Here is an 18356-nt window from a genome sequence, read left to right as displayed (position 1 = left end):
TTACTGACATCTGCGGCCTGAACCAGATCGCCGCTGTCATTACCCCAGGCATTGCGCTCGTAGCTGATTACGGCGGCAATTTCCTGAGCTGTCAGCTGTTTACCGAAGGCCTGCATAGCCGTTCCCGGCTTACCATTAATGACGATATTGAGGTGTCCGGCTACTGGGCCCTGAATAACCGGGCTCTTGTGCAGGCTGGGGAATACGCCGGGCAGGCCGGCACCATTAGGCTGATGACAAGCAGCGCAGCGAGCCAGATAAACCTGTTCGCCTTGAGTCATCAATTCTTCTTTGGAAAGAGTTTGGCTGAGTGCCGCCTCGGCCTGAGCCGCGGCAGTCGATGCGGCTTGCTTCTGCGCCGTGACCCACGCAGCAAACTCGGCTTCCGGCATAGCCTGAACAACGATAGGCATAAAGCCATGATCTTTACCGCACAACTCAGCACACTGGCCTCGATAGGTTCCAGGCTGCTCGATTTTGGTCCAGGCCTCGTTGATGAAGCCGGGATTTGCATCTTTTTTAACGGCAAAAGCAGGTACCCACCAAGAATGAATTACGTCTTCAGAGGTCACCAGAAAGCGGATTTTTTTATTGGTGGGCAACACCAGAGGTTTGTCCACTTCAAGCAGATAATGGGGATCTTTCGGAGCCTGATTGTCGATTTGATCTCTGGGGGTCGACAATATCGAAAAGAATTCGATGTCTTCATCAAAATATTTGTAGTGCCATTTCCACTGAGAGCCGGTAACCATCACAGTAATATCGGCATCGCTGGTGTCCTCCATGGCAATTAAGGTTTTGGTGGCAGGTATCGCCATACCAATCAGGATCAGGAATGGGATCAGGGTCCAGATTATTTCAACTTTAGTGCTTTCGTGAAATTGTGCCGGAACGGCACCTTTGGATTTACGGTGATTGAGCATGGAATAAAACATCAATCCAAATACAATCACGCCAATGGCACAGCAGATCAGCAAAATAGTCATATGCAGGTCATAGACTTTATTGCTGATTTCTGTGACCCCCTGGGTCATATTGAGCGGCAATTCCGATGCCGTCAGTGCAGGGGCAAACAGCCCTACTAAAAGATACAGCCAATGCTTCAAAAGACATCTCCTCTGTATAATTGCAACCGCAACTACAAAGAAGAGTCACACAGTAAATCTCTGCTCTATGTTAACTCTTCGGTTCCCACAAAAAGCAATGAGACTGTTAGTGTATTCGGCACCGCGCTTCATTTGAACACGGTATACCGACAGCAAAACGACACACTAATCGCCGTCCATTTGACTTTAATTCTGCTACCAACTTCTTCCGGTCAGTTTTATTAGAGGAGAGTTGGGCAGAAAATTTGCCCTTTAAATTTACATTACTTGCTGCGCAAATATTGATCAAGCTCAAGGCGCAAATGAAATTTTTCAGGGGAATATAAACGGTTAGGCCCCTATCAAGGGGCCTGGTGGGAAAATACAGACTGAGTGCTCAGTGAAAGTTTTGCAATTTTACCGTGTTGATCAAACGGTGCTCATGTCTGAATTGTGAGTGAGCATTCACATCTTCAATTAACCATCCTATTGCTCTGGCGCTTTTGGCAACCAATTGCAAGCGGCGTTGATCCCTTTCATCAAGAGGCGAACTCCAAGCTATCACTGCACTGGACGTACCACTTGTCAGTGCTCTTTCCATCGCCCATAAGGTTTCAACTTCATCTCTGCCACGAACCAGCAGGATTCTGTCCATACGCACACCGGCCTTCGCTAATAGCTGACGATATTCGAACTTGGGAGCATTGATAAGAACAATCCAGCGGCCCTGCTGACTCAGTTGTGCCAGTTGAGGAGCACAGCTGTGCAACTCACTCAGCCCGCGATTTTCACTTTGCAGTGTCAGGATCCGTCCTGCGTCGCTGTCACTGCTGTGAGAGCGCCACAAGCCTGGATGGCGGGGGGCAGTGCCGACGAGTTTGTTCATAGCCAGTCTCCATTGCGAATGACTCCAACAGCCAAACCCTCAATGGTTAGGTGTTGGCAGGTCAGATCTACCTTGATAGGGCTGTAGGCAGCATTTTCAGCGTGCAAATAAACGACATTGCCTTTCTTTTCGAAGCGCTTGACGGTGACATCGTCTTCCACTCTGGCGACTACAACCTGTCCGTTGCGGGCATCCTGTACTTTATGGACTGCCAGCAAGTCGCCTTCCAGAATGCCGATATCTTTCATACTGTCACCGCGCACCCGCAGCAGAAAATCAGCATGGGGATGGAACATGGCAGGATCAACCTGATAGTAATTTTCCACATGTTGCTGCGCCAGAATGGGTTCGCCGGCAGCAACCTGCCCGATCAATGGCAACCCAGGGTCGTCATTTTGTGCTTCTTCCTGAGGCAGACGAATGCCTCTGGAGGTGCCGGGCATGATCTCGATGTAGCCCTTTTTGGCCAGGGCCTTAAGATGCTCTTCAGCCGCATTGGCGCTGCGGAAACCCAATGTTGAAGCGATTTCTGCTCTGGTAGGGGGCATGCCTGTATCGGCAATGTTGCGTTTAATCAGCTCAAGAATTTCGGCTTGGCGTGGCGTCAGCGGTCTCATGTCGGTCCCTGTTTTTTCATACAGTACCTGTCAGTATATACAGTATTTTTTGCAGTGCAAGTATTGTTCAATTCTGTTAGTTGAGAGTGCGTGGCGCTGGGCGGGTTATGTCTGATATTCTATGTCACAATTCAATGTGATGTAGATTGCAGCAAATAATGTCCAAACAAGACTCTTTTTGGTTGAAATCCCTCAGGTGGATCCAGGATAAGCTGGTTCACACTATTACCGTGCCACAGCGCCCGTTCGATGATCTGAATCTGGATCCCGAGCGGCCGATGATTTATGTCCTGAAGACATCGTCCTTCAGTGATATGAACGTGTTGCTGAATATCAGCCAGCAGTTGGGGTTGCCCAGTCCAAACGAACCTTTGATGTTGAAAGGGCGAATGATCCCAAGAGTGGTGTGTCTGGAAGGTGCCAAACCGCTGTTTGGTCGCAGAGCGGGCAACGAACCGTTCCTTGAGGCGTTTACCCAGTTGCTGGAATTACACCGTCAGGACAGTGAGCTGGATGTGCAGTTGGTTCCTGTGAGTCTGTTTTGGGGACGGACTCCGGGTAAAGATGATGACACCATGAAGGCTGCAGTGCTTGAACGCGAAGACCCGAGTTGGTTGCGCAAAGCCCTGATGATTCTGTTCCTTGGGCGTCACAACTTTATTCAGTTTTCCAATGCAGTATCTCTGCGCTATATGGCAGATGAGCACGGCACGGATCAGTCCATTGCTCACAAGCTTGCCAGAGTCGCCAGAGTGCACTTCCGTCGTCAGCGTAAGGTGATGACAGGACCTGCGCTGCCTAACCGTCAGGCGTTGTTCCATTCGTTGCTGAATGCTGAAAATATCAAGCGGGCTATTGAAGAAGAGGCCGCATCCAAGCAGATTTCCGAAGCTGAGGCGAAAGCCCGCGCCATTGAGTATATGGATGAAATCGCGGCGGACTATTCTGACTCGCTGGTGCGCATCGCTGAGCGTATTTTGACTTGGTTGTGGAATAAATTGTATAAGGGCATCAATATCAAAGGTGCCGAGCATGTACGCCAGTTACATCATGATGGCCATGAAATTGTCTATGTGCCTTGCCATCGCAGCCATATGGATTATTTGCTGCTGTCTTACATTCTGTACTTTCAGGGCATGGTGCCTCCGCACATTGCGGCCGGTATCAATCTGAACTTCTGGCCAGCCGGTCCTATGTTCCGCCGTGGTGGCGCATTTTTCATCCGTCGCAGTTTCAACGGTAATAAGCTTTATACCGCAGTGTTCCGCGAGTATCTGGATCAGCTGTTTGCCAAAGGCTATTCGGTAGAGTATTTCACCGAAGGTGGTCGCTCACGTACCGGTCGTTTGTTGGTACCTAAAACCGGAATGCTGGCGATGACGGTCAACAGTGTATTGCGCGGTATTGAACGCCCGGTGACTTTGGTGCCTGTGTATCTGGGGTATGACCATGTAATGGAAGTGGCTACATATCACAAAGAACTCAGTGGTAAGAAGAAGGAAAAAGAGTCGGTTTGGCAGGTGTTTGGTGCCATTCGAAAATTGGGTAACTTCGGCCAGGGTTATGTAAATTTCGGTCAGCCTATCAATCTGCAGAATTTTCTTACCGAGAATGTGGCAGATTGGCGAGAGCAGTTGGCAAATGAACCTGAAAGCAAGCCCAGTTGGTTGACGCCTGTGGTGAATCAGCTGGCCACCAGAGTCATGACCAATATCAATGATGCCGCTGCGGCCAGTGCCGTTACGCTGAACAGTGCGGTATTGCTTGCTGCAGAGCAAAATGCACTTGAGCGGAATCAACTGGAAAAGCAACTGGATCTCTACCTGAAGTTGCTTAAAGGTGTGCCTTACACCGGCTATATGTCTGTCGTTGAGGGAGATGGCCAGTCGCTGGTGGATCAGGGGCTGGAATTGAAAAAACTGGTGCAGGAATCTGACGGACTGGGAGATATTGTCAGAATTGACCCGGTGCATACCCTGTCGATGACATACTATCGCAATAACATCATTCACTTGCTGATTGTACCTGCGTTGATTGCCAACTGCCTGACCCGTTATGAGGCCTGCTCCAGAGATTCAGTGCAGGATACAGTGAAGGAGTTCTATCCTTTGCTTGAGGCAGAGCTCTTTATGGGAATTGATGATCTGACCGGATATGTCGACAGGCTGCTGAGTGAGTTTGTTGAAGAGGGATTGATCTCAGGTGAAACGGTTTATCAGGTCAATCAGGGTAAAATCAATATGCTGCTGTTGCTCAGTGGCCTTATCAGCGAAACCATGCAGCGTTACGCCATTATCTTTAATCTGCTGGCGTCCCGTCCTGCTATTGAGCGGGCCGAGCTGGAAGCAGAAAGTCATCTGTTGGCGCAGCGTCTTGGGGCTTTGCACGGGGTGACCGCTCCAGAGTTTTATGACAAGAAGCTGTACGGTACGCTGAGTGTTCGTCTCAAGGACCTGGGTTATCTGGCCGGTAAGGCGAAGCCTGAGGTCATTGAGCGGGTTCGCAATCATTCAAACAGCTTGTTGCGGTCGTCGGTCAGGCAGACTATTGTCGAGGCCGTTGCTGCCGAACATTAACGGATCTGCCATACCTCTGGTATGGCCTTGAATCAAGAAAACGCCTGCCCTGCAGGCGTTTTTTATCGCTGAACAGAATAACGGAAGATAATTATGGCGAATCATATGAATGCGGCCCCCGGCGGAAAATCTTTGTTGGGAGGCGCGATGATTATTGCCGGGACGACTGTCGGTGCCGGCATGTTCTCCCTGCCGGTGGTCAGTGCCGGTATGTGGTTTGGCTATGGGGTAATCTTGCTCATCGGCATCTGGTTTATCATGTTGATGTCTGGTTTGCTGCTGCTGGAGGCTAATCTTCACTTCGAACCTGGCGCCAGCTTCGATACGTTAACCCGCGAAACGCTGGGACGATTCTGGAGAATTGTCAGCGGGGTGTCGATTGCTTTTGTGTTGTATATTTTGACATACGCCTACATCAGTGGTGGTTCATCTATCGTTAACCACAGTCTCGACAACCTGGGCATCCATCTTCCTCAAAGCGTGGCCGGGCTGGTATTTGCCGGCGTTCTGGCATCCATAGTGATGATCAGCACCAAGGCGGTTGACCGCATTACTACCGTGATGTTGGGAGGCATGATAATTACTTTCTTCCTGGCCATTGGTAATCTGCTGATCGAGATAGAACCGGCAAAATTACTGCAACCAGATGGTGAGGCTGTGTATGCGCCTTACATTCTGGCAGCCCTGCCTTTTGGGTTAGCCAGCTTTGGTTATCATGGCAACGTGCCCAGCCTGGTTAAATATTATGGGCATGCAGCGTCGACCATCATTAAAGCGATTTTTGCCGGTACTTTTCTTGGCTTGGTGATTTATATCTGCTGGTTGGTTGCGACCATGGGAAATATCAGCCGAACCGGCTTTATTGAGATTATTGCTCAGGGGGGCAATATGGGCGTGCTGGTTGGCGCACTCCAGCAGGTGATGGCTCAGCAATGGCTGAGCAGCATGTTGACGCTGTTTGCCAATCTTGCGGTGGCTTCGTCATTTTTGGGAGTGACGCTGGGGCTGTTTGACTATCTGGCTGACTTGTTTGGATTTGACGACAGCATGGCGGGACGCAGTAAGACCGCCATGGTGACCTTTGTTCCTCCGACGTTGATGGGTGTGCTGTTCCCCAACGGCTTTTTGGTTGCAATCGGCTTTGCTGCGCTGGCAGCCTGTATCTGGGCGGTGATCGTTCCCGGACTGATGGCCTATCAAACCCGTAAAATGTTTCCGGATAGCAAAAGCTTCAGAGTGCCGGGCGGTACATTGGTGATTATTCTGGTGATCGCTTTTGGTGTGCTGACAGCAACCTGTCATTTGTTGGCTATGGCAAAGCTGCTGCCAGTATATGGTTGAAATCTTTTTGGCATTGTATTGACATCGTTTTAAACATCAGTAACTTATGGGTATGTCGCGGGTGTAGTTCAATGGTAGAACGGAAGCTTCCCAAGCTTTTAATGTGGGTTCGATTCCCATCACCCGCTCCAGATATGAATAAGGGCGCCTATTGGCGCCCTTATTCATTTTTATCCGTGGGTCGTGGCTTATACTTTGGCCTGCGGAGTAACATCCCGCGCCGCAATAAAACCATAGAATATATAGCCAAACAGAGTCAGGATGGCGCCGTAGAATACGGCCTCTTCACCGCAGGCATACACTCCATAGATACTGTAGACCACAGCCAGTGTGCCGACGACTGAACCAATCTGGTATTCCTTGCTGCTGACATTATTACTGCGAAGTATGACTTCGAGACCGGTCAGCGACAGTATGTATGGCACCATGTTAATAAATACTGCCAGGTTGACCAGAACGTTGAACTGCTTCACCAAAGTAGGCGAAATGGTCATCACCGCCAATGCCAGTTCCAGTACAAGCATGATCAGCATGCCCTTGATAGGAGCATTGTCTTTACTGACTTCACCAAAGATTTTTGGAAACAGCTTGATATCAGCCGCTGCTCTGGATACCTGAGCGTTGGTAAACTGCCAGCCCAACAGCGAGCCGATACAGGCGATTACCGCCAGCGCGGTAATGACCAACCCTATTTCCTTGTTGAACATGAAGGTATAAACCAAGCCAAATGGTGCATCTGACTTGGCGAGCTCAGCATTGGGGACGATGCCCTGAATCACAGCTGTCGAGGCAATGTACACGATGGCGGTGAAACTGGTTGCCAGCATACAGGCCAGTGGCACGTTTTTCTGTGGATTCTCCACCGTGCCTGAGTTTGCCCCGGCTGATTCAATACCCAAAAATGCCCACAAAGTCAGCGCAATCCCTGAGGAAATGGCATCCATGGTGGTCATTTGGTGGGGATTCCACGCTTCGCTAAACAGCTTGGGATCGAACCAGAACCAGCCTATCACCGACAGTCCAACCACTGGAATGATGATACCCCAAACGGTAAATGCAGATATCTGACCGGTGATTTTTGGACCTTTGAAGTTGGCTATCATGGTCACAATCAGGATGGCGACAACGCCGACAAAGGTATTAATCGGCTTTTCCTTCAACCAGGGGATAAACTCTTCCAGATAGCCAGCTGCTGACACCGCAATGGCCACGGCACTAATCACCAGACAGACATAGTAGGTATAGGAAGCGATGAAGAACGAAGATTTGCCGTGAGCCTCTGCTGAGTATGCCGACATACCGCCATCTTTCGTGCAATACATGCCACATTTGGCGAAGGCGTATGCGATACACATTGCGCCTATTGCGGTGACCAACCAGCTCAGCAAAGAGATGGCGCCGGTTTGTGCCAGACTGGCTGGCAACATAATAATGCCTGACCCCATCATGTTGACGGTTACGATAGTCGTTAACCCAACCAGCCCCATTTTATTGGATTCAGATGCCATTCGATGTACTCCCAGGTTATTGGAAAGTCGTTAACTGGGCAGTGGCTTGGCTGACCCAGCCAAGCACAAAGCTGCACGGAGTTACAACTTCCCTGGATCAATTACGTTCCACTAGCCCGGCAACGTCAAACGGCTGCATTGCCAATTATTCAACGAAATATTTTTATTTGTTTCAGTAGATTAAAAAATGCCAGTCACGAGCTTTAAACACTAGCAGGCGTTTATGACATTTTCACTCAGGAGATTATTGATGAAATTATTATTATCTGAATCAGTTTAGAGAGATTGGTCAAGTGATTACAAATATTTTTTTACATGTAATCCGGACAGGTGACATTTATTTATGACATATCAATGACTAAGTAGAATATGACCAAGCCCAATAAGTGATCTACGCATAACTTATTGAAATATAATGAAAATAAATTAATTTGTGGTTAAGGTGTTGATAATTAAGAAAATAATAATATTTGTCAAATAGTCACTACTTCTTCTAAGTTAAGAGCTTACACACAATTCATCTGATGATGATAAAGCGAATTATGCCTTATTTGCTGAATCTGTCCCTGCTGTTGTTCCTGATAACTGGTCTTCGCTTATTGCTGAATAGGCGAGTTATATCCCTTTAATCTATATGAAATTGTTGGAGTATGACCAATGAGAAGTTACGGTAAAAAGTACACAGTCCTGATCCTTGAAGAGGCACCCAAAGAAGGGGTAGTAGGTAGTGCCATTAACCGTCTGATTGAAGAGTTATCGGATGCCGGAGCCAAGGTTACAGTAGCGACTTCTTTTGATGATTGTTATTCCATTCTGAATGCCAACATCGCCATTGATTGTCTGATGCTGACATCTACCATGAGTGGCTCGCAGCATGACGAAAATGAGCACTTTTTCTCACTGATCGCAAAGTTGAACAAGCGTCAGGAAAATGTGCCCGTATTCCTGCTGGCTGAGCGCAAAAAGATTACCCTGACCGTCAGTCGCGAGTTGATGGCCAATGTTGATGAATTTGCCTGGATTCTTGAAGATACTCCTGACTTTATTGCAGGGCGCGCGTTGGCGGCCATGCAGAGATACCGTGACCGACTGCTGCCGCCTTTGATGTCAGCTTTTATGAAATACGATGATGTCCACGAGTATTCCTGGGCGGCGCCGGGACATCAGGGCGGGGTTGGTTTTACCAAAACCCCGGCAGGGCAGCGTTTCTATAGTTACTATGGCGAAGGCTTGTTCCGTACGGACATGGGGATTGAGCGGGGAAACCTGGGGTCCATGCTGGATCACACAGGGGCCTTTGGTGAGAGTGAAAGATACGCAGCCAAGGTTTTTGGGGCTGACTCCTCATACTCTCTGGTGACAGGTACCTCCGGGTCAAACCGGACCATCATGCAAATCTGTATGAAGGAAAATACCCTGGCTATCTGCGATCGCAACTGCCACAAATCCATTGAGCAGGGCTTAATGTTGTCCGGTGCATTGCCGGTTTATATGGTGCCGACCCGCAACCGCTACGGTATTATCGGCCCTATTTATCCAGAACAGATGACCAAAGCGGCACTGGAGGCTACCGCCAAGGCCAACGAAATGACCAAAGGTGAGGCCGGTAAGGTGGCACCTTACGCGGTACTGACCAACTGTACCTATGATGGTCTGTGTTATAACGCCAAACGGGCTCAGGAAATTCTCGCTGAAAGCAGCAATCGTATCCATTTCGACGAAGCCTGGTACGGATATGCCCGATTCAACCCTGTCTATGAAGACCACTATGCCATGCGTGGTGAGCCAGACCCGGATTACGATGGTCCAACTATTTTCGCGACGCACTCCACTCACAAGCTGCTGAACGCACTGTCTCAGGCTTCCTGGCTGCATATTCGTCATGGTAAAGACGCTATTGATTTTCAGCGCTTTAACCAGGCTTACATGATGCATGCCACGACATCGCCTCTGTATGCCATTGCTGCTTCCAATGACATTGCCGTATCTCAGATGGATGGCAATCGTGGTTTGTCTCTGACCACTGAAGTGATCCGTGAAGCAGTGGATTTTCGTCAGGCAATGGGCAAGCTTTACAAGGAATATCAGCAGGATGGCGATTGGTTCTTCAAACCATGGAATGCGGAAATTGTCAAAGATCCGGCCACCGGGCAAAGCTATGCCTTTGAAGAAGCGCCTCCTGAGCTGTTGGCGACCAATCAGGATTGTTGGAAGATGCATCCGGGCGACAGTTGGCATGGCTTCAAGGATATGCCTGCAGACTGGTGTATGCTCGATCCTATCAAAGTCAGTATCCTTGCGCCGGGGATGGGAGATGATGGCAACCTGCTTGAATCCGGCGTACCGGCTGCATTGGTGACTCAATATCTGGGGCGCTACGGCATCATTCCAACCCGTACCACAGATTTTCAGGTGATGTTCCTGTTCTCTATGGGGATTACCAAAGGTAAGTGGGCAACACTGGTGAACACCTTGCTGTCGTTCAAGAAGCACTATGATGCCAATACGCCGCTGGAGGATGTGCTGCCAAACCTGACAGACAACTATCCTGCCACATATGGAGGAATGGGTTTGAAGGAGCTGGGTGACAAGATGTTTGACTATCTGCGTACCCATAACCCTTCTGAAAAGTTGAATGCTGCCTATTCAATTTTGCCTCACGCCGATATTACGCCCAGAGCGGCATTTCAGGCCATTGTCGAAAACAATGTGGAAATGGTGCCAAGTTACAAGCTGGCCGGGCGGGTGGCAGCCAATGCTGTTATTCCATACCCTCCTGGCATTCCAATGTTGATGTCAGGGGAGAACTTTGGGGATGACTCCAGTCCGCAGATTGGTTACCTCAAGAGTCTTGAGATCTGGGACAAAGAGTTTCCCGGTTTTGAGCATGAAACCGAGGGGACTGAAGTGGAAGATGGTGTCTATCACGTGATGTGTTTAAAGCAGTAACTTAAATTGCCGTTAAAGCCAGGAGGCCCGCCTACGCAGCGGGCCTCATTGCTTGTTTCATTGTACTGGAAACCAACCTGAGAACTGCGATCCAGGCTTCTTTGACTTCAGGTGTGAAGTCTTTGTCTCCCAACTGGCACTTCAGGCTGAACAGCAGTGCATTGCCGACGGGGGTAAAATGTTCCGGTTTGGCGCCGTATTTTACATGGCGGACGGCCAAATCATTCAACACCGGCACCAGCGCATCGAGATCATTCAGTGCTTCTACTGCCGCTTTTAGCATTACGATGAGTTTCCGCTGCTGGGATTTCATATCTGCTCCAAAGAGGGGTTTTACTCCGGGAGCGACTTCAAACAGCGTTTTGTAAAAGTGGGCGGCCAGTTTATCTGCGTGAGGGGCTGCCTTCATAAAGGATTCCTGAACCAATCTGATCTGATGTGCTGAAATGCTCACGGTATTTCCTCGCTTTAGGGTGCGTTATTCATTAAAGCCTAGACCAGTTGTCAGAGAATCGCCCCTTCAAGTAACGCCAACTTTTCTGTGGTGAGTGGAAAAAATCCTGTAAGACCGCTAAGTTAGGTTCATGAAGTCAAATTCGAGCCAGGCGTGATGTGCGTTTGGACCGGTACAGCCCTTCATATGAACCACATTCACAAGGAGCAAAGGATGCAAGTCACTCAGTATCTTCAGGGATTGCCATGCTGGACCGAACTGGCGGCAACTGATGCCGGGCAGGCGAAGGCCTTTTACACTTCATTGTTTGGTTGGACGCTTGCGGATATTCCTTTGCCTGAAGGTGCCTACACCATGTACAGCGTTGATGCTCAGAATCAGGGGGCCATTTATGCTGTCACTGACCAGATGGATTTCGTTGTTCCAGGTTGGAATATCTATTTCGCAGTGACTGATCTCAACCGGACGCTGGGGCTGATCCGTGAGGCCGGTGGTGTGGTTCGCACCGGGCCACATCAGGTGGGCGACGCCGGTCATATGGCAATGATTTCAGATGCGGAGGGGGCATCCTTCTGTTTGTGGCAGGCCGGTAATCATCAGGGCGCAGCCAGTTTTGGTGAACTGAACACCCTATGTTGGGTTGAATTGGCCTGTCGCAATCCGGTTCAGGCGTTGAAGTTTTATCAGCAGTCACTGGGATGGCAAAGTCGGCGTCTGGAAGTGGAAGGGCATGTCTATACCGAATTGGAACAGCATTCGCTGGCTTTCGGCGGGATGCTGCAGATGACAGATGACTGGGGTGATATCAACAGTCACTGGATGCCTTATTTTCGTGTTGCGAATGTAGATCTGACGGCGGCCCGCGCACAGGAACTTGGTGGTGAGGTGTGCGTGCCCCCAACTGAAATCGAGGGCGTGGGCAGGTTCGCGGTACTGAATGACTCTCAGGGCGCCGTGTTTTCTGTCATCACTCTGAGCAATTAATCCACCAGCTTGAATTTACTCGGGCAGGAGCCTTTGTGAGTTGGTTCCGCCCGGGTCAACAGTTCGCGTAATGGTGCATCCAGGTTCAATGGCAGTTGCATTTGTACTTCCGTTAAAAGCCCCTTGTGGCATTGCAGTTTAACTCTGCGGTGTGCTCCCTGACCAAAGCTGGAATCAAACGCCTGCTGCCATTGTTCACGGCTGACTTTTTCCCCCCTATGGCGGGCGATAAACTCAGTGACGAAGGATGAGCTGTTGATTTGATTAATTAATTTTGCTGACATTGCAAAATATTCATCGGGCTGAGCAGTCATACAGCTGCCGTGCTTCCAGTATTCATGTCGCTGCAGGCAGGTGCCGTACCTGGCACTGGGCATTACCTGTTCTAGCTGAGTTCTGACATCGCTCGACAAAGACAATGCCGGGTAGTCACAGAAAGTCCGGGGTTTAGTTTTCACCTCGCCACAAAAACCATATTTCACACCGCAGGACGACTTGTTGGGCCACAGACCATGCAGACTAAATTGTCTGTGGGCAATGGCCTCTGGGTTTGCATCCAGCATTCTGCATTCGGTTTTATCCCGACCATTCAAATCACAGAATGCCGGTTGCCAGCTTAGTGCCAATACGAAGCTGTCCTGTTGAGCCCGGGTATTGCAGTTGCCCGTTTGCTTTTTGTTATCAGCTTTGTGAGCGGAAAATTGCTGCACATCAACACAGTCTGCCGACAACCAGCGAAGTGGAGTCTCAGTGGCAGTTGTTCGCACCCGGAACCATTGCGGTGCCTGAGGCCGACCCAAATACTCGGTAATTTGATATTGCCTGCCGGCCGTTGTTTGCAGATTTCCCGGGTTGGTGAGTTTGTTTTTTGATTGGTAAAGCGGGCAGGTCTCGGTTGCTGCGAGCACGCCATCTGCCGGTGCCGACAGTGCAGGGAGCAGATAACCGCATAGCAGCAGGGTTAAAGTTAAGCGTTTCATTAATAAACAGTGGGTTGGGGCAATTTGATGTGATTATACCCGCCCACCAAAGACCTCGAGTAGTCCTGGGTATTACGCATGAAAAAAATGCCAAATCCTGCAACAGGATTTGGCATCAAAATACTCTCTGGGGGACTATCAAGAGTGCTTGCAAGTACGCTTGCGAGATAGAACCAGTATTCCTGCAATATATTGCAGCGATGTGACAGCATCCGGGGTTAACCCTGGATGCTGACTGTTTCATGCTTAAGTATGACGCCCGATGTTGTCAGGCTTCATTGTGCTGTGGCCTGCTGAGCTTACGGCCATAAATCAGCAGATAGAGTGCAGGCAGAACGAACAATGACAATATCGGTGCCGTAACCATACCGCCAACCATGGGGGCGGCAATTTTCTGCATCACTTCATTCCCGCTGCCTGCGCCCCACATGATGGGCAATAGACCAAAGAAGATGGTGGCTACCGTCATGGCTTTTGGCCTAATACGCATGACCGCTCCTTCTATCAGTGCATCTTTCAGGTCGTCAGTGGTCTGATATCTGCCTTGCTTTTGATGCTGCTTAATGGCGTTGTTCAAATACACCAACATCACCACACCAAATTCGGCTGCGACGCCGGCCAGCGCAATCATACCGACCGCGACCGCAACCGACAGGTTGAAGTCGAGCAGGTACAGTAACCAGGTCGAGCCGACCAGGGCAAATGGCAGACTCAGCATAATCACACTGGCCTGTACGGCAGAGCCGAATGTCAGCATCAGCAGCATGAAGATCACCGCCAGCATCATGGGGATGACAGTCTTGAGTTTGGCTTCTACCCGCTGCATGTATTCGTACTGACCGGCAAAACTGTAACTGTATCTTGGTGGCAGTTGTAGTTTGGTGCTGAGCGCCGACTTGGCCTGGTCAATATATTCACCGACAGACATGCCTTTGATATCGACAAATACCCAGGAGATTAACCGACCATTCTCGCTCTTGAGCATAGGAGCGCCATCGGTGATCTGCAGATCGGCCAGATTAGCCAGCGGCAGGTAATGCCCGGTTTTGGTGATTACCGGCAAATCCCGCAGTTTTTCCAGATTATCCCGCAACTCTCTTGGATAGCGCAGGTTGATCGGATAACGTTCTGCACCCTGCACCGATTCGCCGACCTTCATGCCGCCTACTGCATAGCGTACCACATCCTGAATATCGGTGAGCGTCATGCCATAACGGGAGGCAACTTCCAGTTTCGGCGTCACGTCTATGTAACGTCCGCCACCAACCCGCTCCGCATAGGCCGACTGAGTGCCGGGCAATGGTGCCAGAATGGCTTCAATTTCGGCACCGATCCGCTGCAATTCTTCGACATCGGCACCGGTGATTTTGATACCCACAGGGGTTTTAATGCCAGTGGAAAGCATGTCGATCCGGGTCTTGATGGGTTGTACCCAGGCGTTGGTCATACCTGGTACTTTCACTGTTGCCTGCAGCTGATCTATGACCCCTTCGAGCGTCATGCCTTCACGCCATTCGTCTCTGGGTTTGAGCATGATGGTGGTTTCCAGCATGGTCAGTGGCGCTGGATCGGTTGCTGAATCGGCGCGGCCGACCTTACCGAATACCCGCTCCACCTCAGGCACGGTTTTAATCAACCGGTCCGTTTGCTGCAAAATTTCCGCCGCCTTACCGGCGCTGATCCCCGGCAGGGTGGTCGGCATATACAGCAAATCGCCTTCTTCCAATTCAGGCATGAATTCGCGACCCATATGGGAATAGGGGTACCAGGCACTGATCAACGCTGCCAATGCCAGCACTACTGTGGTTTTCGGGAAGCGCAATACCAACTTGAGAACTGGTTTGTACAGAGCGATCAGCACCCGGCTAATCGGGTTACTTTGCTCGGAGGGAATTTTGCCGCGAATAAAATAGCCCATCAGTACCGGTACCAGCGTGATGGACAATATGGCGGCTGCGGCCATGGCAAAGGTTTTGGTGTAAGCCAGTGGGGTAAACAGTCGTCCCTCCTGAGCTTCCAGAGTAAACACAGGAACAAAACTCAAAGTGATAATCAACAGAGAGAAGAACAGCGCCGGGCCGACCTCTACCGAGGCTTCGGCAACAATTTTCCAGTGCTCTGTGGCATCCGGCTCCCGCTGATGCTCATCCTTGAAGTGTTCCAGGTGTTTGTGCAGGTTTTCAATCATCACAATCGCACCGTCCACCACGGCACCAATGGCAATGGCGATGCCGCCCAGACTCATGATGTTGGCGTTCACCCCCATGTGATTCATGACGATAAAGGCAACCAGAATCGACAATGGCAGAGTGACCACGGCAACCAGGGTTGAGCGCGCGTGCAGCAGAAACAGCAGACACACCAGACCTACAACCAGCATTTCTTCAATAACCTTGTGGTACAGGTTATCGACGGAATTGAGGATCAGCTGGGATCTGTCATAGGTGGTGACAATTTCTACCCCTTCAGGTAAACCAGCCTGCAGTTGCTGTAACTTGGCTTTGACCGCGTCTATGGTGCTCAGGGCATTTTCACCGTAGCGCATCACCACAATGCCACCAACGACCTCGCCGGTACCGTCCAGCTCTGCGATACCACGGCGGGCGGCCGGGCCCTTGCGGACAGTGGCAATGTCTTTGAGCATTAATGGTGTGCCGGACGGACTGGTGACGCCAAGTGGAATTGTGTCAAAATCCGCCAGTGTTTGGCGATAGCCTTTGGCGCGAACCATGTATTCAGCTTCCGCCATTTCCACGACCGAGCCGCCTGCTTCGCTGTTGGCTTTACTGATGGCATTTTTAACCGAAGCGATATCCAGTTTGTAAAGCGCCAGTTTGTCGGGATCCAGCACGATCTGATAGGTCAGTTCCATGCCGCCGACGGTGGCAACCTCTGATACGCCCGAGACACTTTGCAGCTCAAGCTTCAAATACCAATCCTGCAAGCTCTTGAGTTGCGACAGATCCAGTTTGCCGCTGCGATCGACCAGAGCATATTGATAGACCCAGCCAACGCCGGAGGCGTCGGGTCCCAGTGCCGGTTGTACTCCTTCCGGCAGGCGGCTGGCGACCTGACTGAGGTATTCCAGTACCCGTGAGCGCGCCCAGTAAATGTCTGTGCCATCTTCGAAGATGACGTAAACATAGGAATCGCCGAAGAAAGAAAATCCGCGAACGGTTTTGGCTCCGGGTACTGCCAGCATGGCGGTGGACAGCGGATAGGTGACCTGCTCTTCCACCAGTTGCGGTGCCTGTCCCGGGTAGCTGGTTTTTATGATTACCTGTACATCAGACAGATCAGGCAGCGCATCCAACGGTGTTTTTCGCAGCTCAAGTACGCCCCAGGCCGCAATCATGACGGCCAGAATGAGCACCATAAAGCGTTGCTTGAGCGAGGCTTCAATAATTCGTTTCAACATAGTTTACCCGCCCTGTCAGTGCTGATGACCTGAGCTCAGACGCATCAGGCTGCCTTTAAGGCTGGCTTCTGAATCCAGCAGGAATTGACCGGATGTCACCACCAGTTCATCTTCCTCCAGGCCTTTGAGGATTTCTGCCTTGCCTTTGCTCTGCATGCCTACATCGACCAGACGGGCAGTAAAGGTGTCATCCGACAGTTTGACTATAACCCGGTTTTCTTTGCCGGTTTGGATCAGGGCTTCCTGAGGTATGGTCAATGCCTGGCGTTTGGCGCCACCGAACAGGGCGACTTTTGCCAGGGTCTTGGGTCTCAGTTCAGCGCCCGGATTGTCCAGCACGATACGCACCCGCAAACTGCGGGTTACCGGGTCCAGTTCCGGGTAGATGTAATCCACCCGCCCTTTGATATCCTGCAGGCCCATTGCGGGCACAGAGACCTCAGCTTCCTGGCCGATTTCCAGCCAGCTCTGCTCGTTTTCAAAGACATCGGCGATCACCCATACCTTGGACAGATCCACCATGGAGAGGATCTCGGTTTGGGGTTGTATATACATGCCGTCCCGAATGCTAAGGGTCTTTACCACGCCATTGGATTTGGCATAGAAAGGTACCCGGTACTGGCTTTTGCCGGTTTTGGCCAGCTTGGTAATTTGCGCCTGAGACATGCCCAACAGCTCCAGTCGCAACCCGGCCTTACGCACCAGCTCCTGATAACTTTGACTGTTTTTGGACTGTTTCAGGGTTTCCATCGCCAGCAGATAATCGTCCTGAGCGTTTACCAGCTCAGGTGAATACAGTTCATAGAGGAGCTGGCCTTTTTCAATTTTGTCGCCGGCAGCGCTGACCTGCAGTTTCTCGATCCAGCCGCTGACTCGGGCGTGAACATGTTCGATTTGGCTTTCGTCATAGTCCACCTGACCGACTGTACGAACATATTTCCACATTGTGCCGCGTTTTACAGGCTCGGTGCGCAGCGCCAGGGCCTGCTGCATACCGCCGGATACGTTAATTTCAATTTCCTGCGCATCCGCAGCCATGGTGACCGGCTCGAGATTCATGCCACAAATGGGGCAGGTGCCCTGCTCATCACTGACAATTTGCGGGTGCATAGGGCAGACGTATTTGATTTTGCCTTCGCTGGCGGGGGCTGCACTGGCTTTTGCAAGGGGATCAGGCTGAGGGTGATTGAATACTTTGTCAGCAGCCTGATTGCTCATACTCTGGTGAGCGCTGTGATCATTTCCCGCATGCTGCTGGGCTGAATGTGTTTCCTCTTCCTGCTCTTCATCTTTTACCAGAAACATCTTGCAGATAGGGCAGCGTCCCGGATGATCACTGGTTTCCTGAGGGTGCATCGGGCAATAGTAATGGCTCTGAGCTGCTTCAATCTGAGATGTCTGATGTTCAGAGTGTTCTGCCGTCTGGCCAGCTGCAGCATAAGCCGGTGAGAATGCCAGGGAAAGCCCGAGCAGGCAGGCGCTGGCGGTCGCTGTCGCTGAATGATGCTTGCGGACGGCCGTTGTCGGTTTAATGGTTTTCATTGTATGTACCTCACTT

Annotated in this window: 11 protein-coding genes, 1 tRNA gene and 1 pseudogene; 5 read left to right on the top strand and 8 right to left on the bottom strand. The window is 50.6% G+C overall.

Going from position 1 to position 18356, the window contains the following annotated elements:
- Window positions 1-2: 2 nt before the first annotated feature.
- The 3 genes and pseudogenes from coxB to lexA all read right to left on the bottom strand — a co-directional run.
- A pseudogene (gene coxB, locus ACRRUX_RS03975) lies at window positions 3-1106 on the bottom strand (cytochrome c oxidase subunit II); the annotation flags it as partial.
- 376 nt (window positions 1107-1482) lie between these two features.
- Window positions 1483-1971 carry a cell division inhibitor SulA gene (locus tag ACRRUX_RS03970; protein ID WP_432527399.1) on the bottom strand — a complete coding sequence of 163 codons (489 nt, stop codon included), beginning with the start codon at window positions 1969-1971 and terminating at the stop codon, window positions 1483-1485.
- Window positions 1968-2588: a transcriptional repressor LexA gene (gene lexA / locus ACRRUX_RS03965; protein ID WP_432527397.1), complete on the bottom strand. Its 621-nt coding sequence runs from the start codon at window positions 2586-2588 to the stop codon at window positions 1968-1970. The genes ACRRUX_RS03970 and lexA overlap by 4 nt, the downstream gene beginning before the upstream one ends.
- A 158-nt stretch (window positions 2589-2746) precedes the next feature.
- Between lexA and plsB the strand changes: the two genes are divergently transcribed.
- From plsB to ACRRUX_RS03950, 3 genes are all read left to right on the top strand, one after another.
- Window positions 2747-5164 (top strand): glycerol-3-phosphate 1-O-acyltransferase PlsB, encoded by a 2418-nt coding sequence (gene plsB / locus ACRRUX_RS03960; protein WP_432527395.1) that lies wholly within the window; start codon window positions 2747-2749, stop codon window positions 5162-5164.
- Between the two features lie 93 nt (window positions 5165-5257).
- The gene (gene mtr / locus ACRRUX_RS03955) at window positions 5258-6505 is read left to right on the top strand and encodes a tryptophan permease (protein WP_432527393.1); all 1248 of its coding nucleotides are present in this window, start codon (window positions 5258-5260) and stop codon (window positions 6503-6505) included.
- Window positions 6506-6562: 57 nt separating this feature from the next.
- Window positions 6563-6636: transfer RNA gene (locus ACRRUX_RS03950), tRNA-Gly, on the top strand.
- Between the two features lie 57 nt (window positions 6637-6693).
- On the opposite strand, the gene potE is transcribed toward ACRRUX_RS03950, so the two are convergent.
- Window positions 6694-8013, bottom strand: coding sequence for a putrescine-ornithine antiporter (gene potE / locus ACRRUX_RS03945; protein ID WP_432527391.1), 1320 nt, complete (start codon window positions 8011-8013; stop codon window positions 6694-6696).
- Window positions 8014-8670: 657 nt separating this feature from the next.
- On the opposite strand from potE, the gene adiA reads away from it, so the two are divergent.
- On the top strand, window positions 8671-10962 hold the full coding sequence (gene adiA / locus ACRRUX_RS03940; RefSeq protein ID WP_432527389.1) for an arginine decarboxylase: 2292 nt from the start codon (window positions 8671-8673) through the stop codon (window positions 10960-10962).
- A gap of 31 nt (window positions 10963-10993) precedes the next feature.
- Here adiA and ACRRUX_RS03935 read toward each other — a convergent pair whose 3' ends face one another.
- A complete protein-coding gene (locus tag ACRRUX_RS03935) occupies window positions 10994-11371 on the bottom strand; it encodes a globin domain-containing protein (protein ID WP_432527387.1) in 378 nt (125 codons plus the stop codon).
- 258 nt (window positions 11372-11629) lie between these two features.
- Between ACRRUX_RS03935 and ACRRUX_RS03930 the strand changes: the two genes are divergently transcribed.
- The gene (locus ACRRUX_RS03930) at window positions 11630-12400 is read left to right on the top strand and encodes a VOC family protein (RefSeq protein ID WP_432527385.1); all 771 of its coding nucleotides are present in this window, start codon (window positions 11630-11632) and stop codon (window positions 12398-12400) included.
- Here ACRRUX_RS03930 and ACRRUX_RS03925 read toward each other — a convergent pair.
- From ACRRUX_RS03925 to ACRRUX_RS03915, 3 genes are all read right to left on the bottom strand, one after another.
- Complete coding sequence (locus ACRRUX_RS03925; protein ID WP_432527383.1) at window positions 12397-13380, bottom strand: ribonuclease T2 family protein; 984 nt, start codon at window positions 13378-13380, stop codon at window positions 12397-12399. The two genes, ACRRUX_RS03930 and ACRRUX_RS03925, sit on opposite strands and share 4 nt — an antisense overlap.
- 268 nt (window positions 13381-13648) lie before the next feature.
- Entirely contained in the window at window positions 13649-16798 is a 3150-nt protein-coding gene (locus tag ACRRUX_RS03920; RefSeq protein WP_432527381.1) for an efflux RND transporter permease subunit, read from the bottom strand.
- A gap of 15 nt (window positions 16799-16813) precedes the next feature.
- The gene (locus tag ACRRUX_RS03915; RefSeq protein WP_432527839.1) at window positions 16814-18331 is read right to left on the bottom strand and encodes an efflux RND transporter periplasmic adaptor subunit; all 1518 of its coding nucleotides are present in this window, start codon (window positions 18329-18331) and stop codon (window positions 16814-16816) included.
- Window positions 18332-18356 lie beyond the last annotated feature (25 nt).

Origin of the sequence: Shewanella sp. GXUN23E, assembly GCF_050865035.1 — a bacterium.
Classification (GTDB): domain Bacteria; phylum Pseudomonadota; class Gammaproteobacteria; order Enterobacterales; family Shewanellaceae; genus Shewanella.
Note: the sequence above shows the minus strand (reverse complement) of the source record. Positions and strands in the feature narration are given on the sequence as shown.